Origin of the sequence: Phormidium tenue FACHB-1050 (assembly GCF_014696925.1) — a bacterium.
GTDB lineage: Bacteria > Cyanobacteriota > Cyanobacteriia > Pseudanabaenales > Pseudanabaenaceae > Pseudanabaena.
In genome coordinates this window covers 1-24788 of sequence record NZ_JACJQY010000057.1, presented here as the reverse complement: position 1 = coordinate 24788, position 24788 = coordinate 1, and the positions used below count along the sequence as shown (strand labels likewise).

Here is a 24788-nt window from a genome sequence, read left to right as displayed (position 1 = left end):
AATCTTTTAAGCTTAATTCTCTTTGAGCAAATGCTTAGAGAGAATTGAGCTTAAAAGATTTCGTTCAACATATTTTGCTGCTGCTTCAGCGAAGCCAGAGAATTAGCCAGAATCTCGCCACTGGCGGCAACCGCAGGCAAGCCGATACCAGGGAAAGTGGAATCACCACAACAATACAAATTTGATAATGGAGTATTAGCATTTGGAAATATCCCCTGTCCTGCCGCGATCGCTGGTCCATAGCTGCCGCGATCTCTTCTCAGGAATCTTGCATGGGTTAGGGGTGTTCCAATCAAGGTAACTTCACACCGAGTTCTCACATCGGGAATATAACGCTCTATCCCTTGCCATAGAATTTCAGCCCGTTCTTGTTTTAATTGTTCATAAGCCTCAGATTTACGATCTAAGCCTGACCATAACTCAAAGGGTTCCGTTGCAGGTGTATAAGCATGAATTGTATGCTTGCCTATGGGCGAGAGGGATGGGTCTAAGACCGAAGGCATGGATACGGCAACAACATTTTGTGGAGCTGCCACTCCGACTTCCCAATCGTTTACAACTAGCCAGTGACAGGGCAAATCTTTGGGTAAATCCGATGCTTCTATGCCTAGATGTAAATGCATAAAGCTAGGACAAGCGGGGATGTCTTGCCGCTCTTTATGTAATTGGTGCAGTTTTTTAGGCGATCGCTCGGTTAGTGGTAGTAACTTCAAGGTATCCCAAATCGATGCTCCTGAAACTACGGCTCGACGAGCTTGGATTGTTTCACTGTTGGCTAACCTGACTCCAACTGCTTTTTCTCCATCGAGGATAATTTCCTGTACATGGGTATTGAGCCGTAATTCTCCTCCATACTTTTGCTTTCCCCTTACCAACGCATCGACGACGACTCCGACTCCACCTTTGGGGTAGTCAAGTTGGACATCAGGGCGATACCAATCGGCAAACATAAAGGCAATTTCTGCGGTGAGCGTACCATTGGCGGGTAGTCCTGACAGCACGAAGCAGAGCAAATTCATCCAGTTTAAGACAAATGGATCGCTCACTTCTGCTTCTAGGATTTTGGAAAAGGGTTGAGTCAGCATTGAGAGTTGTGGTAAATCTCTCAATATTTTCCAGAGGTATTTACCTGCTGACAATGCTACTTGCCAGTCATTCCGTAAGGCAATCGGCGGTAAGGCGGTGGCGGCTCTCCCCAATGGCAACATGACTGTTTGTAATCTTTGCCATTCCTGTATTGCTTGCTTGTTACCTAGTTTGGTCAAGATTTCGATAAACGACTTGTTCCCAACGGCGGCAAAGAATTGACCTTCGGGCATGGCACATCCCCATCCATCGTAGGTTAGCCAATCAATTTTCTCTTCTAAAGCATCAAGTACATGAGCTAGGGGATTTGTTGATGGTCGTACAGACATTCCTGAAAACAGCGATGGTCCTGAGTCGAAGTTATAACCTTGACGACTAAAGCTATGGGCGGCTCCCCCTGCAATGCTATGGCTTTCACAAATAAGGACTTTGTGTCCATATTTCGCTAGCAGCCCTGCACAGCATAGCCCACCGATGCCGCTGCCTATTACTACTATGTCTGTTTCTTGATTCATGGTTTCGATTGGTTAATTAAGGCTTTATTGCTTGGGCTATCTGAAGGTTTATGACTATTCTGGTATGGCAGAGATCGCTTATTCAAATATTCTCTTTCACAAAAAAACATTATTCAGATTCTGAATTGTTAGTAAATAGCGAAGCCGAAATTGCAAAACCAAAGCAAAAAGCTGGCAAAAAAGCCGCCGCAAAGTAGATAATTACTATAAATAATACCGAATTTAGACTATTATGCCGAGTTGAGAATAGTCTATACAGCGTCACAAAGTTAGAACTAAGAATAAAGTAGAACAATATCCTTGAAATTAACCCTAAATCTTTAACGTATTTATAGCCAAAGCATACATAGCTCAGAAATAAGATCACACATGCCTATCGATATTAATGGGTCTAATATAGCTCTAGTACCTGAACTGTCTATATACCCTCCCATACTGATTAATAATAGATATTGATCAATTTGAAATAAGTATAATTGAGTGCAGAAGATGAGCGAAATGAGCAACATTGATAACTTTGGCGAACTCTCTTTGTTTCGATTAAAATCGAGACTGGCAATCCAGCCAAAGCCTAAACCCAAGAATCCAGCTGGCAAAGCAATAAAAAGTCTGGGTGTGAGGTAGTATAAAAAATCTTCCATTTAGAATTAGCCAAAAAAGAGTGTGTGATACAAATTGGTAGGATTCGATTATGATCAATTAAGAAATACATTCCAATTTACTATTTATGCCGATCGAGACTTGGTTCCCATTAGCGATTTATTACGAAGAGTTAGTAGATGCACCTCAATATCAAAAATTGCTAGTTGAAACAGTATTGCAATTAGAGAAACAGAGTGAGCAAAAGATTTTAGAACGTGATGGTAATCCAGAAATGGCTTGGACTGGCGATTTGCATGGGGTTGAACAAATCCATTCCGATCCGCGTTTTGCTTGGATAGTAGAACAAGTGGAGGCTCATACATTAATCTATTTGCAAGAAATCGGGGTGGATGTAACTAAATTACAGCTATTTATTCAGCGTGCTTGGCCCATTGTCTCTCGACCAGGACAATCTGTTGGCGATCATTGTCACAATACTGCTCATATTAGTGCTGTTTTTTATATCTCAGTGCCAGATTCAGAAGAAGATGCTGGTAGTTTGGTCTTTTTTGATGATGTGCGGGTAAATGAAGTTAGCCCTGGTTTGGGCAGTGAGAATACCGATATTGTCGATCAGGATAATTTTCTGAATCAGCTTCAAGTAGTCTATGAACCAGTCGCAGGTAGATTATTGTTGTTTCCGGCTAAGCAAAGACATGGTGTAACTATGAATGAAACTGATGATGTGCGAGTGTCGTTATCGTTTGATATTGTGATCACAGCAAGCGATCGCATTAAAGGCGTATATGAGTTTTTAGCACCTGCACCGCAGCAATGGCGGGCTTTTAGCCAATGAATCTGACTAATCGAGTGATGTTCTTTTTGCAAACTTAATCCCAAATAGCATGGTTAATCGCGATCGGGTATGACAACAATCCGTACAATTTTGTAGGATGTAGATTCTCGGCTATGGGTTGAGTTTAAAATGACAGTTGGCGATATTTGAGCGCCTCTCTGGGTTGCCGATATTATGATCGCACGACGACTGAGAATGTCATTAGTCCTGCTGGTCGAGAAATCATCGTTATTCGGGGATAGATAGCCTAATTGATACTTCGATACATTTTCTAGAGCCAACTTGCACTAATTGTTACACTTAAAATCTTATGACAGCAGAGCTTTGGCATCATGATAGGGTTGATACGAACGGCATAAAATTGCACTACGTTACCGAGGGTAAAGGTACGCTGATGTTGATGTTGCATGGATTTCCAGAATTCTGGTACTCTTGGCGACATCAAATCCCTGAATTTGCGAAAGATCATAAAGTTGTTGCTGTCGATCTGCGCGGTTATAACGATAGTGATAAGCCTCAATCTCTATCTGCTTATGTGATGTCCGAGTTTGTGGAAGATATTAGAGGAGTAATCAAAGGCTTAGGCTATGAGAGTTGTATTCTGGTTGGTCATGATTGGGGAGGAGCGATCGCATGGTCTTTTGCCTATGCCTATCCTGAACTAGTGAGCCGTTTGATTGTGATGAATTTGCCGCATCCTGCGAAGTTTGCGGCAGGACTAAAGACCCCACAGCAGATGCTCAAGAGTTGGTATATTGCATTTTTTCAAATTCCATTTTTGCCTGAGTTCTTGATTCAGTTAGATGATTATCGACTCATTGAGGAGGCTTTTCGAGGGATAGCGATCAATCAGAGTGCTTTTGCTCTTACAGATGCGGATATAGAAGAGTATAAAAATGCTTTTGCTAAACGGGGGGCTTTGACAGGCGCGATTAATTACTATCGCAATCTACCTACCTATTTGTCCCAAAAGAAAGTGTGGGGTATTCTCAAAATTCCGACCCTGATGATTTGGGGTGAGGAGGATCGATATTTAGGTAAGGAATTAACCTATGGTACGGATGAGTATGTGCAGGATTTGCGGATTCGCTATATTCCTAATTGCAGTCATTGGGTGCAGCAGGAACAATCGCTGTTGGTTAATCAAATGATGCGTGAGTTTTTGGATGAGGAGTGAAGGTAATTCTATCTTGCAGTGCAAAGTATTACAAAAAGAACCAAGAGAAATCAGATGGTCTAATTGATGGCGAATTGATGGCGAAGATTATACAATTGATGCTTATTGCTGTAGCCAGATTGCGCCATGCCACGGAAACAATTCGTAGACATTATTGCCACGATTCAACAAGCGCTTGAAACGCAAACCGTTGACAATTTAAAAAAGTTTTGTGCGCTGTTGTCTTCCAATCACAAATTAACTCGCAAAGCTGAGCTTGTAGCTGCAATTTTGCCGCAACTTGAGGGAGTAAAGCTCCAGACAATTTGGCGGCAGCTAGACGAATTGCAGAAAGCCGCAGTTGCTGAAGTTGTCCATTCATCGGGAAATGATTACCGTGCAGACGCATTTGTAGCTAAATATGGGCAGAATCCCAATTTTGGTAAAGGCGATCGCTATAGTTATGCATATCAGCCATCGCTATTGAGCTTATTTTTCTATCAAGGCTTGATGCCATCGGATCTCAAGCAAACCCTAAAAGCCTTTGTCCCCAAACCTAAAGCAACCCGTTTAACCGAAGTCAGGGATACAATTCCTGACACATTTCTGGTGCGTCAACAAAAGTATTGGAATGATCAAGAGTATGAAGTGCCTTTGACAGTATGTGAAATGGAGCAGGTAGCTCAAAAAGATTTGCTGTCGGTTTTGCGCTTGATTCAATCGGGCAAAGTGTCTGTCAGTGATAAAACATCTTTACCCAGTAGCACTACGGTGAAAGCGATCGCGACAATTTTATTGGGTGGTGATTTTTATGATGATCAACAACGCAAAGTGGAGGCACAGTATACTTACACATCACCTGAAGATGATATTGGCGGTATCAAAGCCTTTGCATGGAAAGCCTTGTTGCAGGTGGGAAATATGGCGGAACTTGCTGGTAAAAAGCTGGTTCTGACTAAAGCTGGACTAAAGGCTCTGCAAGACCCACCAGCGAAAACTTTACAAACATTATGGAAGCGCTGGTTAAAAAATACAACCTTTGATGAATTTCGGCGCATTGATGAGATCAAGGGGCAAACTGGTAAAGGCGCAAGGGGAATGACGGCAGTAGCAGGGCGGCGTGAAGTGATTGCTAACGCTTTGAGTGAATGTCCCATTGGTAAATGGATACAGTTCAGTGCTTTTAGCAAATACATGGTAGCTACTGGACAGTTGTTTGAAGTCACCCGCGATCCTTACAATCTCTACATCTGTGAATTTGGATATGGGAATTTAGGATATGACGGTAGCCATGATTGGCATATCCTGCAAGAGCGATATATGCGCTGTCTCTTGTTTGAATATGCTGCGACCCTTGGTTTGATTGATGTTGGCTATGTTGATCCAGGGATGAATTGGCGTGATTTTGGCGATCTCTGGGGGACTGACGATCTCAATTTTCTCAGTCGTTATGATGGCTTGATTTATTTTCGGTTAAACGCCTTGGGGTCTTACTGTTTAGGCTTGACCGATCAATATCAACCCACAGCGATCGCGAATAGTCAAATTTTGCGGATATTACCAAATCTAGAAATTGTGGCTTCAGGCTCTGGGTTGAATATTTCTGATGCTTTAGTTCTCGATCTTTATGCTCAAAGGATTGCTGATACAATCTGGCGGTTAGACTCGGATAGGCTTTTAACAGCGATCGAGGATGGACATCAGATTGCGGAGTTAAAACAAGTTCTGGAGCAGAACAGTAGCGAACCTTTACCTGAATCTGTGCAGGAGTTTCTGAGCAATGCTTCACACAAGGCAACTAGTTTGAGAGATTTGGGAGAAGCGAAGTTGATTGAATGTACTAGTTCGCATTTAGCTACGTTGATTGCCAATGATCCGCTTACTAAGAAATACTGCCAGCTTGTGGGTAATCGTGCTTTAGTGGTTTTAGCGATTAATGCAGGGAAATTTCGCAAAGCTCTGCGTCAAATCGGTTATGCTTTACCGCCAGTGAGGTAATCAAATATGGTCAAAATTAGTAAATCTTCAAAATGATCCAAGGGTTCAGGCTCTGGATATTCCTACAGGAATGGATACGGAGGAGATGTGGCAAACCTTTGAGATTATTGCGGCGGAGATTCCTGAAGGGGAAAGTGTTATTTTTGATATTACTCACGGGTTGAGATCGCTACCTTTTCTGGTGTTTTTACTTGCGGCTTATTTCAAGGCGGCGAAGAATGTGTCGATTGAGGCGATTTACTATGGAGCTTTGGAGTTAAAAACGGAAGGAATTGCGCCTGTGATTGATTTGTCGGAATTTATTTCGATGATTGATTGGATTACGGCGACTACAAGGTTTACGGAGATGGGGAATGGTCAGGCTTTGGTGGATCTATTGAGGAATGAGATACCGACTGGTGGAGAATTGCGCGATCGCCCTGATTGGTCAGATTTGAGTGTGTCTTTAGAAAATGCAGCTAGTGCTATTGAAACGATTTCTTTGGCGCTGAGTATTACGAGACCGATTGAGGTGATGGCTTCGGCGGCAAAGTTGGAGGCAACGCTAAGACGCAGTGCGGATGCTTTTGGGCAGAGGGCAAGACCTTTTCAGTTGTTGAGCGATCGCGTTGTGGCGGAATATGGGCAGTTTGCGTTAGAGCGTCCTATGCAGAAGGATGCAATTCGTCAAAATCTGGAAATCCAGAGGGAGACGGTTGAGTGGTACATTGAGCGCAATTATATTGTGCAGGCTTTGACGCTAGCGAGGGAGTGGCTGGTGTCGTTGGTTGCCTACTGGTTTGAGTTGGATATTTTGGACTATAGGGGAGGTCGTGAACTGATAGAGGATGCGCTAAATCGTTTGAGACATAAGTTTTATGGGCGGGGACGGAGATTTGTGTCAAAGGAAAGTTTCTATTTTGATGAGTTGGCTGATCTTCCTAATGCTAGGGCGATCGCGACTTTATGGAAGGAGTTGGCTAATTTGCGGAATGATCTGGCGCATTGTGGGATGAATAAGCAGCCGATGGTGGCTACGAATATCCGAGAAAAGGCGATGGGGATTGGGCGATCGCTGATTGATATTGAAAAGTCTTTATTGGGTTAATTACGGATTTCAAAAATGTGGAATCATTTAGTTATGGTGGCTTGACTGTTAGCTTTTACATAATTTAATGTTATGAAGCTAGACAAAATCTTGATTTTGCAGTTATAGTTTTGTCAGTTACCTCCATAGGTGGCAAGAACCTTGAAAACCGCATTATTACGTTAACCTCTGGAGGTCGCGCTCTCCATAAGGATTTCCGCCTTTACAGTTGTAGTCTTATTGCGAATTTAGCAAGCTTATTGACTATGTAAATGACCTATGGAGATCGACCCTATTAAAAGCTTTACTGTGTAAGCCTCAAAAATGTGAGGGGTTTCACGCCTAACACCCCGCAAGGGGACGGAAACTATACAATCAATCCACCATCAACTGAAGCTACTCGTTGGCAGCCTGTTTCACGCCTAACACCCCGCAAGGGGACGGAAACGTGATTCTTCCAATACGGAAGAATCACCAGCCAAGAGAGCATAGGTAACATAACGGTTTCACGCCTAACACCCCGCAAGGGGACGGAAACTGAATACTAAGCTCAAGCCTACATTTAAACAAGCTTTTGTTTCACGCCTAACACCCCGCAAGGGGACGGAAACACTATTTTGTTCATACTAATGAAAAGATAAACAACGTTTCATACCCATTTCCCCGCAAGGGGACGGAAACGTAAGAGAAAGGTCGAAGAATGAAGGTCGAAGAATGAAAAAAGAAAGAAAAAACATAGAAGTACTGCAATCATGTAAAATCGAACTCTTAATTTCATTCTTCCGCCTTCATTCTTCCGCCTTTCCATATATGTTTGACCTACGCGATCGCACCAAAAGCTTTGCATTGAGAATTGTGAAATTATATACATCACTGCCCTAAAGCACCGAAGCCCAAGTATTAGGAAAACAAGTACTGAGAAGTGGAACATCAGTTGGGGCGCATTATCGAGAAGCAACCCGTGCGCGATCCAATGCGGAATACATCAGTAAAATTGAAGTTGGACTGCAAGAGCTAGAAGAAAGTATTTACTGGCTAGAGCTATTAGCTGAAGCTGAGATTATCAAAGCATCTAACTTAGCTAATCTCATTCAAGAAGCGGAAGAACTGATTGCGATTTTTGTGACTTTGGTGAAAAAGGCGAAAAATAAAGACGGAAGAACGAAGGTCGAAGAGTGAAGAAAAGATGAAGAGCAAGAAAATATAGAAACGCTAGAATTGTCGGGATCGCGTAAAACTATATTCTTAAATTTCATTCTTCATTCTTCGATCTTCCGCCTTTTTTTTCCTCTTCGACCTTCCGTCTTCCGCCTTTATCCCTCCCCTCTGATGCAGAATTTTAGTGATAAATTCCTGAGTCCAGAAAACTTTCAGCTTGCATGGGAACGGGTTGCAGCAAAAAATGGATGCGCGGGTGTCGATCGCGAAAGTGTGGCTCATTTTGCTAAAAATTCTGAAGCTTATCTAAGCCAAATGAGGCGATCGCTAGCTTCTGGTTATTATCACCCGATGCCATTGCGGCAGTTATTCATTCCTAAAAAAGCTGGCGGATGGCGAGAGTTAGGCGTACCAACTGTGCGCGATCGCATTGTGCAACATGCATTGTTAAATATTCTGCATCCATTACTAGAGCCGCAGATAAAGACGGAAGATCGAAGGTCGAAGAGTGAAGGAAAGATTAGAGGACGAAAAAGGTAAAAACGAGCAAATTACGACAATACCAAGACGAAGTTCTTCATTTTCCTTCTTCCCTCTTCCGCCTTTCTCCCTTTAGTATTTGGCAATATTCAGCTAACCACTTCAGCGATTTCTGCTTGTTTGGATGCAAAAATTCCTGTGATTTTTTTGACGCAGATGGGCGAATATAAAGGACAGCTATGGAATTCGGAGTTTTGCGATCTAGTTTCTGAGGAGGCGCAGTGGCAAAAGCGTTTGGATGTTGCTTTTCAATTAGAGACGGCTAGGGCGATCGTCTGGGGTAAGTTGGTGAACTCGAAGCAGTTGTTGTTGAGGCTAAATCGTAAGCGGCTGTTGGAGGATGTGGCGACTGCGATCGCGGGGATTACGTCCGATATTGAGTCTGTGGAGACGGCTGAAACTTTGGAAAGTTTGCGAGGTTATGAGGGGATTGCGGCAAATCGTTATTTTGCGGCTTTAGGGCTATTGATTACCAATGAGGGTTTTAGTTTGACGGGTAGAACTCGCCGTCCGCCTAAAGATCCTATTAATTCGTTACTGAGTTTTGGTTATACGTTGCTTTATAACAATGTGTTGAGCTTGATTTTGGCGGAGGGGTTAAATCCTTATTTGGGAAATTTGCATCGTAGCGATCGTAAGGAGACGCATTTGGCTTTTGATCTGATGGAGGAGTTTAGATCGCCTGTGGTTGATACGTTAGTAATGAATTTGATTAACAAAAAAATTCTGAAACCTACTGATTTTACCTATCCAGACAAGGATGGTGGCATTTACTTGGCTGATAATGCAAGGCGAGTATTTCTCAAACATTTTGAGGAGCGCATCTCTTTAAAAATCGCTTATGCTGACCTCAAAGAAAAAATTTCCTATCGACGGGTGATCCAGCATCAAATCTGGCGGTATCGGTCGGCTTTGCTGGGCGAAGCACCCTATGAGGCGTTTCGCAGGAATGACTAAATGCTAGTTTTGGTAGTCTACGATATTGCTGATGATAAGCGCCGTCTCAAGTTATCAAATTTTCTTGAGGGGCATGGGCGGCGTGTGCAAGAAAGTGTGTTTGAGTGTTTTATAAGTTTAGATGACATGAAAAAACTGCACGTTAAAATCAAAAAACGGGTAAAGCCTGAGGTTGATAATGTGCGGTTATACTGGATACCGTCGGATGCGTTGCCTAAGTCTCTGACTATCGGCAGCAATCCACCAGCACCTCCGCCTAGTTTTTACATAATTTAATATTATTAAACTAGACAAAATCTTGATTTTGCAGTTATATTTTTTGGAATCACCTCCATAGGTGGCAAGAACCTTGAAAACCGCATTATTACGTTGACCTCTGGAGGTCGCGCTCTCCATAAGGGTTTCCGCTTTTATGTTTGTAGTCTTATTGCGAATTTAGCAAGCTTATTGACTATGTAAATGACCTATGGAGATCGACCCTATTAAAAGCTTTACTGTGTAAGCCTCAAAAATGTGAGGGGTTTCACACCCATTACCCCGCAAGGGGACGGAAACTTGATATTGTTTTCCGATGCCAATTGGGCACGAAGTTGAGGTTTCACACCCATTACCCCGCAAGGGGACGGAAACCCTCCAAGCATGAGAACGCAGCCTGCCAAACAAAACTGAAGTTTCACACCCATTACCCCGCAAGGGGACGGAAACCCTTTCGCATCAGTGATGCGCGTGTCCCGAATTGATTGCAGTTTCACACACATTACCCCGCAAGGGGACGGAAACTTTACTGAGCCCGTTTGTGACATCGTGGGGTACACATGTTTCACACCCATTACCCCGCAAGGGGACGGAAACTTTCAAATCAGGATTGGCTGCAGTAGTGCAAAAATGCCATGTTTCACACCCATTACCCCGCAAGGGGACGGAAACGCAGAAGCAGAAACATCACCAAATTGCAACGCTAGAGCAGTTGTTTCACACCCATTACCCCGCAAGGGGACGGAAACTTTGTTTACTTATATCTCCTGCACTTATTGCTTTGCGTTTCACACCCATTACCCCGCAAGGGGACGGAAACCCAGAAAGTACCTAGATAGTTAACACTAGAGTTGTTGATGTTTCACACCCATTACCCCGCAAGGGGACGGAAACGTAAGAGAAAGGTCGAAGAATGAAGATCGAAGAATGAAAAAAGAAAGAAAAAACATAGAAGTACTGCAATCATGTAAAATCGAACTCTTAATTTCATTCTTCAGCCTTCATTCTTCCGCCTTTCTAACTATGTTTGACCTACGCGATCGCACCGTAGGGGCAAAGCATTCCCGCCGCAATTTACCAATTTGCAGATAACCTCAAATCGGGAATGCTTTGCCCTAAACCTCCGACATTCGCCGACAAATTCTTAACCGCAGTCCTAATTTGTTGGTGAATCGCATCAAGGGTTTAGCATTTGCGAATAAAAATAGGAGTAACAATTTAGAGGGATTGGCACAAATGCTAAACCCCTACAAATCAATATTGGTATAGGTTATAGCGATTTTTTAATCTTTGTTTTTTGTCCTGTACTAAAAGCTAGAGCTATTGGTTGAAGAAGAAAAAACGGAAGGTGAAGGCGGAAGAGTGGAGAAAAGATGAAGATTAGGGAAAATATTGAAACGCTAAAATTGTGGCGATCGCGTAAAATTACATTCTTAAATTTCATTCTTCATTCTTCGATCTTCCGCCTTTATTTTCCCGTCTTTATTTCAACTATTTCTAAAAACCTTGACGCAGAAACAATCTGTGTACTTTGCAAATCAGAAACCTCATCAAAATCGCGATCGCCAGTAACTAAATAATCCGCATTAGAAGCGATCGCGCATTCCAAAAACTTTGCATCCTTGGGATCTCTAGGAAAATCAAAAGAGGTACTCACATCAATAATTTTTACAGCCTCATCAATTAGATTTAGCCAATGAGATCTCACATTATCAATAGCTTTGAACTTCGGTCTGCCTAAAACTTGTTTATACTCCGCCAAAATCGCAGGACTTACAACCCAGTCAAATATTTCAGGACGATCAACAACATATAAAACAGCTTTCTCAGGATTGCGATCGCGCAAAACAGCAGAAACTATAACATTGGTATCAATTACAACCTTCATTCGCCTCTCCGATACGCCGCAATCTCAGCAGCAATATCTTCTTCAGTAATCTCGCTTACACCCGCTAAAGCTTGAGTCTCACGAAACAATTCTCTAAATTTTTGACCTAGAGACTTTTGTTTCTTGTAATTTAAAAAATCCACAAAATCTATAACCGAGCTAAGCTCATCAGGAGCAAGCACATCTAACTTTTGAATTAAGCGATCGCGCAACATACTATCGGTAGTCATGGCTCATGCTCCTCATTAACATATAACAACTATACAAAAAATTTCTAGATCAGCGATCGTCTAAAACTACATTCTTAATTCTCTTTCTTCCTTCTTCGACCTTCCACCTTCATTCTTTCGTCTGATGCGTTGCCTAAGTTTCTGACTGTCGGCAGCAATCCACCAGCACCGCCGCCTAGTTTTTACATAATTTAATATTATTAAACTAGACAAAAACTTGATTTTGCATTTATAGTTTTGTCAGTTACCTCCATAGGTGGCATGTACCTTGAAAACCGCATTATTACGTTGACCTCTGGAGGTCGCGCTCTCCATAAGGATTTCCGCCTTTACAGTTGTAGTCTTATTGCGAATTTAGCAAGCTTATTGACTATGTAAATGACCTATGGAGATCGACCCTATTAAAAGCTTTACTGTGTAAGCCTCAAAAATGTGAGGACTTTCACCCCAAACACCCCGCAAGGGGACGGAAACACTTGTTCGCCACGTTCAAAAGTTCCGTTTTCGTAGTCGGCTTTCACCCCAAACACCCCGCAAGGGGACGGAAACTATCAAACACTTTCAAATCAACGTTTTCACCGATCTGAGTTGCTTTCACCCCAAACACCCCGCAAGGGGACGGAAACGGAAGGGAAAGATTGAAGAATGAAGAAAGACGAAGTGGAAGAAAAATATAACAATGCTAAAGTTGTTGCGAGCGCGTAAAATCATTTTCTTGATTTTCATTCTTCGACCTTCGATCTTCCGTCTTTCCCCTAATGCTTGACCTACGCAATCGCACCAAAAGCGATCAAAAAGCAGTATCAGTAGGTAAAAAGCCAGTAAATCCACTGGAGGATAATTTTCATTTTTATTGGATACTGTCTGATGCTTTGCCAAAGGCTTTAGCGATCGCGCTGGTGCGTTGCCAAAGCCTCCACCAAATGTTTACATTATTTAGGTTGACTTTTTTGTTTTTAGCCTTTAGTGTGATTTGTATCGTCAAATCGACGCATCCCCCTCGAACCTTGAAAACCGCATAATCTCGTTGAGGTGTGTCGATGATATACCTAGCAAGGGTTCCAAGATGTCCGTTTTCTTGAAAACCTGTCAATAAGGTGTTCTTATTGAGACTAAAATGAGGTGTGTCGATTGACCCCTTTGAAATGTTTGCTAGGTATGGCTTAAAAATTGCAAGTGTTTCATACCCATTTCCCCGCAAGGGGACGGAAACATCATAAGCTTCTTCTCTTTCTGATTTAGCAAAATCTAATACTCCGTTTCATACCCATTTCCCCGCAAGGGGACGGAAACTGGTTAGAATGAATTTACACAAAGAAACGTGAACGCCTCCTGTTTCATACCCATTTCCCCGCAAGGGGACGGAAACTAAGCGCACCAATTACCGAGGCAAGAATCACAGGAATAGGTTTCATACCCATTTCCCCGCAAGGGGACGGAAACCTGAGATTTCTACGAGCAAACCCACTTCGTTTCACAAAGGTTGGTTTCATACCCATTTCCCCGCAAGGGGACGGAAACAGCCTTTATCTTGCAGTAAGTCAAAAATTTGCATGACGTTTCATACCCATTTCCCCGCAAGGGGACGGAAACTCCCAGTCTTTGCTAGCTTCAAAAGAGAGGATAGCGTAAGAGTTTCATACCCATTTCCCCGCAAGGGGACGGAAACAATATTATAATGGCCAAGCATGAAAAAATTACAATCACATGTAGTTTCATACCCATTTCCCCGCAAGGGGACGGAAACTTGACGAACCTTTTGTTCGCTGTTGCTTTCAAGTGCAGCCCGGTTTCATACCCATTTCCCCGCAAGGGGACGGAAACACTTACTACTAACCAAGTAGCCAGCGCTTTAGAAGTCAGTTTCATACCCATTTCCCCGCAAGGGGACGGAAACCTTACAGGAGCAATTGTTGGAGCAACGGTGTTGTTCGGAGCAATGTTTCATACCCATTTCCCCGCAAGGGGACGGAAACGGAAGGGAAAGAGAGAAGACTGAAGATCGAAGAGGGAAAGAAAGACGAAGCACAAAAAAACATAGAAATGCTAAAAATTATCGTGATCGCGTAAAATTACAATCTTAAATTTCATTCTTCGATCTTCCGCCTTTTACTTCCCCCACTTCACAAACCCAAAATATAATCCATGATCAATAAACAAACCGATCCCATCAGAGAAAATCGAATTGACTATGAAATAGTAGTCGATGCCTACGACGAATCAGAAAGAGCAATGGGTTGGTACTACTACCTCCAAGACAAAATCACTTTCCCATTTCTTGCCAAATGGAAAAAGAAAACTAGAAAAACAGGTGCGATAGCCGAAAAAGAAGTTGAAGTGTTAAGCATGGCTTCAGAAGAAGATTGTGAAAGCAATATGTATGTCGAAGTAGCCTACATTGGCGAAAGCGATGACACCTTTACCGCAAAACTATCAGATATCGAAGCCATAAACCCAGATCCAGACACCGAAGAAGCGTTAGCAGACTGGCAATATTGGATAGACATGAATTATGGATTTTAGCTCTAGCAATGCAGAAGCGATTTTAAATTTTTGGCGACTTGAGAACAGTTAACAGGAGAATCCACCAAGGCACACGCAGATCAGGAATGGATTTAGCTCTGGTTTTAAGACGAGGTAAACCTTGCGCCAATAAAAATCTGAGGGAACGTAAAGAAACAGGACGATGCTCATACTCATCAACTATTCCATAACGTGCCGCTAATTCCGCCACAATCTGAACTATCCCAGTTCGCTTCATCAGGGCTGAATCATTATATAGAGCAGCAATTACCCTACCGACAAACAAAGGAGTTTCCCAATTGAATTTATCAGCGATCGCCGCCACACCAAGATTACTATCATTATTCTCAAGATTGTCGGCAGCCAACTGATGAAACTGCTCAGTCCCAACAATCCCCGGCCAGAGTGAAATCGAAGCAACATTAAACGGCTTTAGTTCGACAGCCATATCGGATGCAAGGCGATCGCAAGCAGATTTACCAGTACCATAGGCAACACCAAAGATAGGAGCTAACCCACCCCAAGAAGAAATCGTCACAATCAAACCTTGTTTGCGTTGAGTCATCATCTTCGCAGCAAAATGACTTGCTACATAGTGACTTCGCAAACCAACTTGATTGCAAGCATCCCAAAGACTCAGATCTGCTTCCCAAAATGGTTTACCGTTAGAAGAGATTAGCGATCGCACGCCACCATAGGCATTATTCACCAAGAGATCCAATTGTCCATTTTGTTCGCGATCAATTTGCTCAAATAGAGATTTAATTTGCTCATCATCACTGTGATCAACGGGAACTGCTATACAAATTCCACCCACTTTTTCTATGGCGGTTTTGGTTTCTAGTAAACTACCGGAAATAGAATCTATAGAATTTGTCTGATTCACACTGCGCCCCGTGATATAAACCAACGCACCTGATTCACCCAAACCAATAGCAATACCTTTGCCAATTCCCCGTGAAGCCCCTGTTACCAAGGCAACTTTCCCTTTTAAATTTCCTGCCATGATAAACCATCTCCATTTTGCGAACCACTTTCCAATTATCGCTTACTGATGAACTAGCGATCGGCATGACCAGTCTCTCGTATTGTTTGATTTTCCCTCTCTCATCTTCAACAATAGATATAAAATATGCTGAATCTTCCCTATGAAATATTTCCAGAGATTAGTTGAGAAGATTATGCTTATAAAATTTGTGTTACATAAAACATTCTAGTCAGGAAAGTTAACAAATAATTGTCCGACAAAAGTAATGATTAGCAAAAAAAGTAGCCCCACGCCAAACTTTACAAAACGTTATTTGAAACATGGAAAGACTAAAAATCACCCTCACCAACACCGATTATCGCCAATGCGTGGCTCTATGCCTAAAAGGTAATAGTCATGCATCAACCATCAATCGCGCACAAGTATTACTTGCCCTGCATGACGGTGTTGATATCTCAGAAGTAATGCGAGTGCTGCGGGTTAAAAGAACCCGTCTCTGGAGGTTGCGGAAGCAATATCTGCAAGGTGGCTTAAATGATGCCTTAGCAGATCGGCGGCGACGATCGTGATGTTTCAAATACAGCCTAAATCGACAGTGCGTATGCTGTTCGGTTATTGACGAGAAAAGAACTATCAATCAGAATGCTTTTCAAAAGTAGAGGTGCAAAGGTAATCAGATCGCTTTGTTGCCTATGGCTTTTGTGCATCTATTTCTCATATCTCACATTTTTCTAGATAGCAACTATGAAAACCTATCCAATTAATTCTCTGAGAGTTCCCTATAGTCCCCACCGCAGTAACTTCCTCAGCCAAATCCAAAATCTTCAGATAGCCACATTGACGGCTTCAATTGTGGGAATCGTCATGACCTTTGCTTGCTCTAAAGGGATGTATCTCACGGCTTTACTAGCCTTGATTGGTTTGCTGATAGCCTTCCCAAAGGTATTGCTGATGCTCTATGGCAAATTCGAGCAATTGATTCGGCAATCCAAGTACAGTCCCGTTTTATTACTGGGTATCGCCATTGGTTTTGTGATTGGTTTACTGCTAATTCTCACAGTGGAGCCAGCTCAAGCCCAGTTTTTCAATAGGACTCAGACATGGATGACAGGGGCAATTCCTGGGATTGATACAGGACTAGTTGCCCTGATTTTCAATGTGTTGCGAGCCTTGTTTGTAATCTATCTAGGTATTGGACTGGTAAAGGTGATTCAATCAGCCAGAAACGACGATGATTGGCAACAAATGGCGAGAACGCCGTTGATTCTAGTAGTTACGGTGACGATGGGCGACATTTTGGCAGGCATTATCACGGGTGCAGCCTAACACTATGGCAGAAGAGTACAAATTCCGTAAGGTCAATGCCATTTTGGGGGCAAGTCCGAAGATTGGACCTTTTCCCACCGAGCTAATTATTCCTTGGGCGATTATCAGCTTTACCCTATTCATGATTTGCTACGTAGTTCTAAATATGCCTTGGTTGTGGGTATTGCTGATTGTGGCTTGGGGTGATGCAACATGGTGGATCTTGACAGGTTCCAAACCCTATCGGTTTTTATCAAAATTTATCCCTGTGCCGCGATGGACGCGAGGCGTTTATCAGTATAGGGGAATGCGTAAGCAGGAGGTAAGAAAGTATGCAGAGCGTTAATCAAAAACGATATAAGCACTTTGAAAAAGAGCTTGCTGTGGAATGCCTGCTCAAGTTTGAGTTACGCGGTCGCGCCGTTAGTTGTTTTGTCCTTAAGCAAGGTCAATCGTCGCTAGAGTCATTACAGTTTGTATTTGGCTGGGAGTCGAAGGGAATTCATACGACGCTATCAACAGAGCAGGAAGAATCATTATTTGAGGCGATTCAGTCTGGATTGAAAGATATTCCTGACGGCGAAAAGCTGACGGTGCATTTTGGTTCGGTTAGTTCCGACAGCGATCGCCAACAGCAACTCCAAGAACTCTATGAACAAGCGGATACGCCGCAACTCAAGTTTCTGGTTATGGGTGAAAAGCAAAGGGTGCAGGAATTAGCCAAATCAGGACTACGCAAACCAAAATTCCTGAGACTCTATGCCACCTATACCCTGCGTGGTTCCACGGCTGAAGGCAATGATGTTCTGGAAAAAGCACTGGCTTGGATACAGAGGCTATCGCAGCAATTGATGGGTCAGGAAAAGGAAATCGAGCAGGAACGACATGAGATTGCTTTTGCTAAAGCTTTTACCGATGGTTTCTTGAACTGGGAACAGATTCTAGTTAATCGCATGGGTTTAGACCTGCGACCCTTGACCGAGCAGGAACTATGGGAGCATCTCTGGCGGCAATTCAATAACAGCAATCCTCCTGCGATTCCGCAATTGTTGGTTATGTCAGAGCGGGGTGTGGAAGAGCGAGTCAATACCCAAGTGCATTTGAAAACGTTACTACTAGAGCGACCCGACTCAATTCCCTTTGCTGACAATGGCTTCGTTCACCTCAAGGGTGAATATATTGGTGTACTCACCTTCATGGATAAACCAGGCGGCTGGGTATCTAAGGGTAAGCAGATGCGCTATCTCTGGGAGGCGATCGCCCGTGACTCGGTAGCAAATACGGAAGTGTTTTGTCAGTTCACGAGAGCCAATGAAACGATTGTCAAAGCGAATATGCAACGGGTTACCAAGCAGAGCATTGTCTCGCAAGAGCAATCCGCTTCCTTGAATAACATCAACGTCAATGCGTCACTGAAACAGCAAAAAGCAGTTAAGGCACAGGAAGCACTATATGAAGGAGCCATGCCAATTAACGTAGCCGTAGCAATCTTAATTCGCCGCCCTAACTTGATTGCCCTTGATGATGCCTGTCGCTATTTTTGCAGTTGCTTCCAACGTCCCGCTTGGGTCGAACGCGAAACTGAATATGCATGGCTGATGTGGAAGCAAACCCTACCTGTGACCGTAGGAAATCTACTGACTCAACCATTCCCCCGTCGCCATGTTTATCTATCCGATGAAGCGGTTGCCTTTACAGGTTGTGTGATGCCCAGATCTGTCGATGAGACTGGTTTTGAACTGATTACCGAAGAAGGCGGGATGCCTTTATATATCGACGTGCGTAAGCATCGCAATATTGGTATTTTTGCAACCACCCGTGCGGGTAAGTCGGTATTAGTATCGGCGTTTTTGTCTCAAGCCCTATGCCACGAACAGCAAATTGTGGCTTTAGACTTCCCAAAACCTGATGGCACAAGTACGTTTACGGACTATACCCATTTCATCGGTGAACTGGGAGCCTATTTCGACATTAGCAAAGAGTCCTCAAACTTACTGGAACTTCCAGATCTGCGAGCCTTTGACCATGAACAAGCAGATGAACGACTGCGGGATTTCAAGTCTTTTGTAGAATCGGCACTGATGACGATGGTGTTCGGGGCAAGTCAGCACGATTTATCCTCATCGGAAAGGCAACTGCGGCAATTGATTCGAGCTTTGTTAGTGCCTGTGGTCAATGCCTTTTTTGACGATCCGCAAATTAAAGCCAGATACGATCAGGCGATCGCTGATGGATTCGGGACAGAAGCATGGAGCAATATGCCCACGCTGTCGGACTTTCTCGATTACTTTTTGACGGAGGGCAAAGCGGATATTACCTCCGATGTTGCCGATAGCGAACAGATCGATCAGGCGACAAATCAAATTGTGATTCAGCTTCGATTCTGGCTTAACTCTAGGATTGGTCGTGCCATTTCCCGTCCATCGACTTTTCGTAGTGATGCCAGACTATTGGTGTTTGCCCTGCGTAATCTATCGGAAGCTGAGGATGCCGCGATTTTAGCTTTATCGGCATATTCCGCCGCCCTGAGGCGTGCCTTATCATCCCCAGCCAGCATACTGTTTATTGATGAAGCGCCAATTCTATTTGAATATCCCACCATTTCGGAAATGGTGGCAAGGCTCTGTGCCAATGGAGCCAAGGCGGGCATCAAGGTAATTATTTCCGCCCAAGACCCTGACACAATCGCCAGATCTCCCTCGGCTCCGAAAATCCTCCAAAACCTATCAACCAGATTGATTGGTCGCATCCAACCCTCGGCAGTGGATAGCTTTGTTAGCATTCTCAAATATCCCAGAGAGGTGATTGCCCAGAATGCAGAGGAGCGTTTCTTTCCGAAACGTGAGGCGATCTATTCGCAATGGCTGCTAGATGATGCGGGAATTTATACATTCGTGCGCTTTTTCCCTAGCTATATCCAACTGGGCGTTGTGGCAAACAATCCCGATGAGCAGGAAGCGCGTACCGCTTACATGCTGGCGATGGCAGATCCCTACAAAGGTTTAGCCGCATTCTCGCGAGAGATGGCAAGTGCTTTGAGGGATGGGCGCAAGTTGAAACTGCCCGAATTGGCTGCTTAATTCTTCATCTCTAGAAACTTATTACACCGCCATGAACAAACTAAAAACCCGTCAGATTTCAGTGATCAGCCTCGCAACCTGTTCGCTCTTGATCCTGAGTCCCCACCCTGCGGATGCTCAAGTGCCATTACCACCCGAACTCACAGGATTAATCCAACAGGTCAATCAACTGATTACCTCGATTAATTCTGGCGATTTCTTAAAAGCTCAAATGGACAAGATATTGGGGCAGTACTTACCACAGGTACAAGCCGCCGTTACTCAGTCAATCGGGCAACTGGGATTACCAGATCCCAGTAAAGCCGAAGCCACAGTCCTCGCTCAGATTGAGGGAGCTTTTAACAATGCGGGGCTAAATGGCACATTGATCAATCAAGGTGTGGTCACCTCGGCAATTACGAATACCTCTATCCAAAATGTATTGGGAGAAGAGGGGCAAGCAAGGTTGAAGAAAACCCTTGAAGATATGCTCGTCAATGCTCAGAACGTTGGACAGCTATCTTTGAATACAGCGACAGGTGCAGAAACTAGCACCGCGATCGCTGATGTCTCCCAACAGATCGCGGCAAACTCGGTCACCTTTGCTCAGAACTCATTGTCCCGTTCCCAACAGGTGGATGGATTGTCGCAGCAGGCGCAAGCCGCCATATCAACACAGGATGTCCTCAAGATTGTGGCACAACAGAATGCGGGTAATTCGGCAATCCTTGCCAATATTGCTTCCCAGTTTGGTAACAATGCTAGTCAGGTCGGTAATGTCGCTAATCAACTGGGGTTGCTATCGGAGCAGAACTCACAGGTAGCCGAACAGAATAGCCAACGCGCTCAGATTGACGCTCAACAATTAGCGCTGCAAGTGCAACAAACCCAACAGGGAGCCACATCACTGCTCAATCTTGACCAGATTAACGCCTCACTCAAAGGCGATCGCCAAGATCGTCTGATGGAGCGTAACTCAACCGTGCAACAACGGATGCCCTATACCTTTCTAAGATAGCGAGATGACCTATGCTGATTGCTCAAGCGATTGTCAACAATTCAGAAGAGGTATCGCTAGCGGTTCAAGGCTCATGGCAGAACACTTGGGAACTTGCCTTCAATGGCACTCTCTACCAAGCACTCACCAATCTGGGTTTAATCATTGCCGTGGCTTCGCTGTTGCTATGGATCATCCAATTCACTAAAAACCTGATTGATGACCAGAGCTATAGGCAGTTTGGCGAATTAATCTGGCCAGTAATTGTGATTGTCCTACTCACCAATGGTGGTCAAAACCTGATCGGACTCACCAATGGGATGCGGACAGTGATTAACAATGCCAATAACTCAGTTTTAGGCGCAATTACCTCCACCGCCCAATTGGAGAAAACTCTATCAGCCCTAGCTGATTTCTCGGTCGCCCAAGAGCAAATTATTGCTTACCGTCAGCAATGCAATGGGCTCACCAAGAATGAGGAGATGCAGGTCTGCTTACAAGAGGTGAATACCAAAGCTCAAGCTTTGCTCGGTAATTATCAATCTAACTACGGTGCAGTTGCTGCGGCTCTGGTGGGCAAGTTACAAAAACAAATCCAGAAGGCAAGTGAAAACCCTCTCGAAGCCGTTACGAATCTCTTCCCCGGCACGGTGATTTCAAGGTCAATTATGCTGGCAGCGATCGAGACTTTTATGGTAGCAATGCAGTCCGCGTTTCAGGCTTTGATTGAGGTCGGTTTTTTGCTTACAGGTCTACTCGGTCCTCTTGCAGTTGGTGCTTCTTTACTGCCGATTGGCGCTAAGCCTCTCTATGCCTGGATGACAGGATTCTGGTCATTGGGAATGGCAAAGCTGAGCCTGAACATTGTCACGGGACTTGCCGCCACAGCAATCGCCGCTTCAGCCCAAATGGATACACTCTCGATCGCGATTGTGCTGGGACTACTTGCACCAATTCTGGCGCTATCTCTATCGGCAGGTGGTGGCATGGCAATCTTTAGCGCCATCCTCTCGGCAGCAAGTGCCGCCGCTTCCGCAGGTTTAAATATCGGTCTACGCATCTCTAGGTAATTCCCATGAACTCATATCCAAATCCAGAAGTGAATACTGAACCAAAAACAGAAACAGATGAAACTAATGCTTTCCATCGCTTTATTCCTACTGGTCTATCCCACCGTGGTAAAGCCAAAACTCCTAAAGACGTATTGGTGGTATCGATTTTGTTCGGCATACTTGGCTTATCGGCACTCAATAGCTTGGGACTGATCGCTCTAATCGGTGCATATGCTTCCCTTGCTTCTCAGAAACCACCAACACTGGTGCAGTTGTCGGACGGAAAAGCAATTACCGCGATCGCCAGTGAGAATAAAACCAGATCTCCTGAAGTGGTGAAGCAGTTTGTTACCCAGCAGGTGATGGCGCTAATGACATGGACGGGGGAACTACCCTCTGATGCTAGTCAAAATGGCAAGCCGCTTTTAGATACTGGTGTGGAAGTTACTGCGGACAAGGGCTTGAAAAAGAAAATTACTACCACGGCTTGGCAAGCCAGCTTTGCTTTTTCCGAAGACTTCCGTAAAGGATTGCTTTCATCGATCGCAGAACTCACGCCCATAGAGGTTTTCTCAGGTGGCAGCAAGGTAATTCTAGTGCCGCAGACGATTACGGCTCCTGAAGAGATTGAGAAAGGGAAATGGAAAGTCAATCTAGTGGCAAATCTGGTTACTTTCAGTCCCCTCAATCAAGTGGGCGAATCGGTTCCCTTTAACAAGGAAATTTTTATTCAGGCGGTCGATGTACCAAATCTTAAATCTGATGCTTCACCGTTGGAGCAAGCCATTTTCAAAGTTAGATCCTCTGGGCTAGAAATCTATGCCATGCGGGATCTCACCAGAAATGATTTGAAATAACTTTTTCCATTTTTGTCGATACTTCAAGGAGTTGTGATGATTACCGAAGTTCAAGAACCACAATCAGTAAGCTTAAGCGATGAGATTGACTTTGCTGAGTTAACTGGGTTTCAACCCGATGTTAACCATGATGCGGGCTTGGCAATTGATGATTTCAGTGAAGCCCCAGATCCAGAACAATATCGAACAATTAGGGGTATTGTTGGTAGTCCTTTTTCTAAGATAGCTTTGGTTGGTGGGGTCGGTTCTCTAGGATTTTTGCTGGTAGGACTATTCATGAATAGCATCATGTCGCCCTCTAATGCGAAGCAATTAACAGTTACCAGTGATGACCCGCAGCTTTTCCTGAACCCAATGGTCGATCCGAAGGATGCGGAAATTGCCAAGTTCAAGACGGATTTAGCTTTAGGCAGTCAGCTTTCGGGTGGCAAGTTGAAAACACTAAGTCCAACGAATCTACCAAAGTCAGATTCTAAAGTTGACTCCAAAGACAAATTAGAAGCTAATCCTGCAAAGCCTGTTGATTTGCCGCCAATTGCACCTGTAAGAAACCTATCGGTTCCGCCAGTTCAACCAATACCAATGCAACAGGTGATGTCACAGCCCACCCCTGTGATGCTTCCTCCACGCAACTTTTCTGCTAGTCCACCTGAAGCTAAAAATCCCGCAGACGAATGGCAGCGCTTGGCGAGTATTGGTAGTTATGGCAATCTGGCTGCGCCTACGGAAATGTCCCGTGCGATCGCTGTCAGTCCTGTTGCTACAAATAATGCCAACAATCCCAATTCTGCAATTCCTTCGATTGAGAAGCCACCCTTAAATTCACTTACCAACTACCTCGCTCAAGCAGAAAAATCTTTGCCAAGAGCCACACCTGCCAATACTTTGCTAGTCGGCACAACGGCTAAAGCCGCATTGAAAACATCGGTCGTGTTCTCCACCGATGGCAGTCGGACTATGGGTAGCGCCCCTGGACTCATTCCTAAATTCATCGTCACTCTCCAAGAGCCAATCGCGACAGCGGATGGCAAGCCTGTGATTCCTGCGGATGCGGTTTTAATTGTTACTGCTCGTCCCCTCGATGCGAAATCAGGACTAGCTGAATTGGATGTAGTTGGTATAGCGATCGCGGGTCGCGAGTTGATTCCACCACCCAATGCCATCTCCATTCGTGGTGCGGAGGGTGCGCCTTTAGTGGCAGACAAGTACTTCGATCGCGGGTCAGAAATTAGCGGTATGGATGCAGCAACCTTTATTACTTCGGCGTTAGCTGAAGTTGGCAAACTTACCAATAGCCCCACAACTACCAGCAGCATCTCATCTATTGGCGGTAGTGCCACGGTCAGTACCGCGCCACCGCCCAACTATATTGGTGCGGCGATTAGTGGTGGCTTTGGCATTCTCTCAGAAACTTTGAATCGTCGCAGTCAACAGGCGATCGAGGAGATTAAAACTCGTCCCAATGTCTTCTTTATCCCCGCAGGGAAAGAACTGCAAGTGTTTGTCAATCAAACTGTGACTTTCTAGCTAATTAATACCAATCTTCTATTAACGATCAAGTTCTATAGCAATCCTAAATGAGTTGTGGAAAAAAGCCATACTTAAAAATCTTCTCAAAGCAAAAGACTTGAAGATGAGTGACTAACTCAAATAACCTCTTCACATTGTCAAAGTTCTTTAGTAAGTGATAGTACTGACGGATAAAACGCTTTGCTTGCAA

At 44.1% G+C, this 24788-nt stretch carries 23 protein-coding genes, 1 pseudogene and 2 CRISPR repeat arrays; of the genes and pseudogenes, 18 read left to right on the top strand and 6 right to left on the bottom strand.

The annotated features are described in order from the left end of the window. Positions 1 to 50 precede the first annotated feature (50 nt). Positions 51 to 1601, bottom strand: a complete 1551-nt coding sequence (locus tag H6G05_RS22545; protein WP_190581789.1) for a phytoene desaturase family protein — start codon at positions 1599 to 1601, stop codon at positions 51 to 53. Between the two features lie 727 nt (positions 1602 to 2328). Here H6G05_RS22545 and H6G05_RS22540 point away from each other — a divergent pair. Further along, positions 2329 to 3039: a TIGR02466 family protein gene (locus H6G05_RS22540; protein ID WP_190581787.1), complete on the top strand. Its 711-nt coding sequence runs from the start codon at positions 2329 to 2331 to the stop codon at positions 3037 to 3039. A gap of 53 nt (positions 3040 to 3092) precedes the next feature. On the opposite strand, the gene H6G05_RS22535 is transcribed toward H6G05_RS22540, so the two are convergent. Beyond that, entirely contained in the window at positions 3093 to 3320 is a 228-nt protein-coding gene (locus tag H6G05_RS22535; protein ID WP_190581785.1) for a hypothetical protein, read from the bottom strand. Positions 3321 to 3349: 29 nt separating this feature from the next. Between H6G05_RS22535 and H6G05_RS22530 the strand changes: the two genes are divergently transcribed. The 8 genes and pseudogenes from H6G05_RS22530 to H6G05_RS22495 all read left to right on the top strand — a co-directional run bounded on the left by H6G05_RS22530 (position 3350) and on the right by H6G05_RS22495 (position 11261). Further along, on the top strand, positions 3350 to 4216 hold the full coding sequence (locus H6G05_RS22530; RefSeq protein ID WP_190581784.1) for an alpha/beta fold hydrolase: 867 nt from the start codon (positions 3350 to 3352) through the stop codon (positions 4214 to 4216). Between the two features lie 126 nt (positions 4217 to 4342). Further along, positions 4343 to 6193 (top strand): hypothetical protein, encoded by a 1851-nt coding sequence (locus H6G05_RS22525; RefSeq protein ID WP_190581782.1) that lies wholly within the window; start codon positions 4343 to 4345, stop codon positions 6191 to 6193. A gap of 70 nt (positions 6194 to 6263) precedes the next feature. After that, positions 6264 to 7280, top strand: coding sequence for a TIGR02221 family CRISPR-associated protein (gene csx2 / locus H6G05_RS22520; protein WP_190581798.1), 1017 nt, complete (start codon positions 6264 to 6266; stop codon positions 7278 to 7280). An 876-nt stretch (positions 7281 to 8156) separates the two neighbouring features. Continuing rightward, positions 8157 to 8438, top strand: a pseudogene (locus H6G05_RS26085) (four helix bundle protein); the annotation flags it as partial. A 150-nt stretch (positions 8439 to 8588) separates the two neighbouring features. Then, positions 8589 to 8957 carry a reverse transcriptase family protein gene (locus H6G05_RS22510; RefSeq protein ID WP_190581780.1) on the top strand — a complete coding sequence of 123 codons (369 nt, stop codon included), beginning with the start codon at positions 8589 to 8591 and terminating at the stop codon, positions 8955 to 8957. 39 nt (positions 8958 to 8996) lie between these two features. Continuing rightward, positions 8997 to 9914 carry a CRISPR-associated endonuclease Cas1 gene (gene cas1, locus H6G05_RS22505; protein ID WP_322096421.1) on the top strand — a complete coding sequence of 306 codons (918 nt, stop codon included), beginning with the start codon at positions 8997 to 8999 and terminating at the stop codon, positions 9912 to 9914. Beyond that, positions 9915 to 10190 carry a CRISPR-associated endonuclease Cas2 gene (cas2, locus tag H6G05_RS22500; RefSeq protein ID WP_190581778.1) on the top strand — a complete coding sequence of 92 codons (276 nt, stop codon included), beginning with the start codon at positions 9915 to 9917 and terminating at the stop codon, positions 10188 to 10190. Positions 10191 to 10434: 244 nt separating this feature from the next. Then, positions 10435 to 11063: direct repeats of the CRISPR family, unit length 35 nt; unit sequence GTTTCACACCCATTACCCCGCAAGGGGACGGAAAC. 33 nt (positions 11064 to 11096) lie between these two features. After that, positions 11097 to 11261, top strand: a complete 165-nt coding sequence (locus tag H6G05_RS22495; RefSeq protein ID WP_190581776.1) for a hypothetical protein — start codon at positions 11097 to 11099, stop codon at positions 11259 to 11261. Between the two features lie 376 nt (positions 11262 to 11637). Here the strand turns inward: H6G05_RS22495 and H6G05_RS22490 are convergent, their stop codons facing one another. From H6G05_RS22490 to H6G05_RS22480, 3 genes are all read right to left on the bottom strand, one after another. Further along, positions 11638 to 12057, bottom strand: coding sequence for a putative toxin-antitoxin system toxin component, PIN family (locus H6G05_RS22490; protein ID WP_190581774.1), 420 nt, complete (start codon positions 12055 to 12057; stop codon positions 11638 to 11640). Next, positions 12054 to 12287: a hypothetical protein gene (locus H6G05_RS22485; protein WP_190581772.1), complete on the bottom strand. Its 234-nt coding sequence runs from the start codon at positions 12285 to 12287 to the stop codon at positions 12054 to 12056. Before H6G05_RS22485 ends, H6G05_RS22490 begins: the two co-directional genes overlap by 4 nt. 850 nt (positions 12288 to 13137) lie before the next feature. Further along, positions 13138 to 13380 carry a hypothetical protein gene (locus tag H6G05_RS22480; RefSeq protein ID WP_190581771.1) on the bottom strand — a complete coding sequence of 81 codons (243 nt, stop codon included), beginning with the start codon at positions 13378 to 13380 and terminating at the stop codon, positions 13138 to 13140. 84 nt (positions 13381 to 13464) lie between these two features. Beyond that, positions 13465 to 14263: direct repeats of the CRISPR family, unit length 35 nt; unit sequence GTTTCATACCCATTTCCCCGCAAGGGGACGGAAAC. Between the two features lie 169 nt (positions 14264 to 14432). Between H6G05_RS22480 and H6G05_RS22475 the strand changes: the two genes are divergently transcribed. Next, the gene (locus tag H6G05_RS22475; protein WP_190581769.1) at positions 14433 to 14810 is read left to right on the top strand and encodes a calcium-binding protein; all 378 of its coding nucleotides are present in this window, start codon (positions 14433 to 14435) and stop codon (positions 14808 to 14810) included. A gap of 22 nt (positions 14811 to 14832) precedes the next feature. Here H6G05_RS22475 and H6G05_RS22470 read toward each other — a convergent pair whose 3' ends face one another. After that, positions 14833 to 15816, bottom strand: coding sequence for an SDR family NAD(P)-dependent oxidoreductase (locus H6G05_RS22470; protein ID WP_190581767.1), 984 nt, complete (start codon positions 15814 to 15816; stop codon positions 14833 to 14835). Positions 15817 to 16118: 302 nt separating this feature from the next. On the opposite strand from H6G05_RS22470, the gene H6G05_RS22465 reads away from it, so the two are divergent. The 8 genes from H6G05_RS22465 (at position 16119) to H6G05_RS22430 (ending at position 24595) form a co-directional block, all read left to right on the top strand. After that, entirely contained in the window at positions 16119 to 16367 is a 249-nt protein-coding gene (locus H6G05_RS22465; RefSeq protein WP_094533521.1) for a helix-turn-helix domain-containing protein, read from the top strand. 175 nt (positions 16368 to 16542) lie between these two features. Next, positions 16543 to 17124, top strand: coding sequence for a hypothetical protein (locus tag H6G05_RS22460; protein ID WP_190581765.1), 582 nt, complete (start codon positions 16543 to 16545; stop codon positions 17122 to 17124). 4 nt (positions 17125 to 17128) lie between these two features. Continuing rightward, on the top strand, positions 17129 to 17449 hold the full coding sequence (locus tag H6G05_RS22455) for a hypothetical protein (protein WP_190581763.1): 321 nt from the start codon (positions 17129 to 17131) through the stop codon (positions 17447 to 17449). Further along, the gene (locus tag H6G05_RS22450) at positions 17436 to 20183 is read left to right on the top strand and encodes a hypothetical protein (RefSeq protein ID WP_190581761.1); all 2748 of its coding nucleotides are present in this window, start codon (positions 17436 to 17438) and stop codon (positions 20181 to 20183) included. The genes H6G05_RS22455 and H6G05_RS22450 overlap by 14 nt, the downstream gene beginning before the upstream one ends. A gap of 31 nt (positions 20184 to 20214) precedes the next feature. After that, on the top strand, positions 20215 to 21180 hold the full coding sequence (locus tag H6G05_RS22445) for a hypothetical protein (RefSeq protein ID WP_190581759.1): 966 nt from the start codon (positions 20215 to 20217) through the stop codon (positions 21178 to 21180). 11 nt (positions 21181 to 21191) lie between these two features. Next, positions 21192 to 22229 (top strand): hypothetical protein, encoded by a 1038-nt coding sequence (locus tag H6G05_RS22440; protein WP_190581757.1) that lies wholly within the window; start codon positions 21192 to 21194, stop codon positions 22227 to 22229. Positions 22230 to 22234: 5 nt separating this feature from the next. Then, the gene (locus H6G05_RS22435; RefSeq protein WP_190581755.1) at positions 22235 to 23068 is read left to right on the top strand and encodes a hypothetical protein; all 834 of its coding nucleotides are present in this window, start codon (positions 22235 to 22237) and stop codon (positions 23066 to 23068) included. Positions 23069 to 23104: 36 nt separating this feature from the next. Further along, positions 23105 to 24595: a TrbI/VirB10 family protein gene (locus tag H6G05_RS22430; protein WP_206756225.1), complete on the top strand. Its 1491-nt coding sequence runs from the start codon at positions 23105 to 23107 to the stop codon at positions 24593 to 24595. The last annotated feature ends 193 nt before the right edge of the window (positions 24596 to 24788 follow it).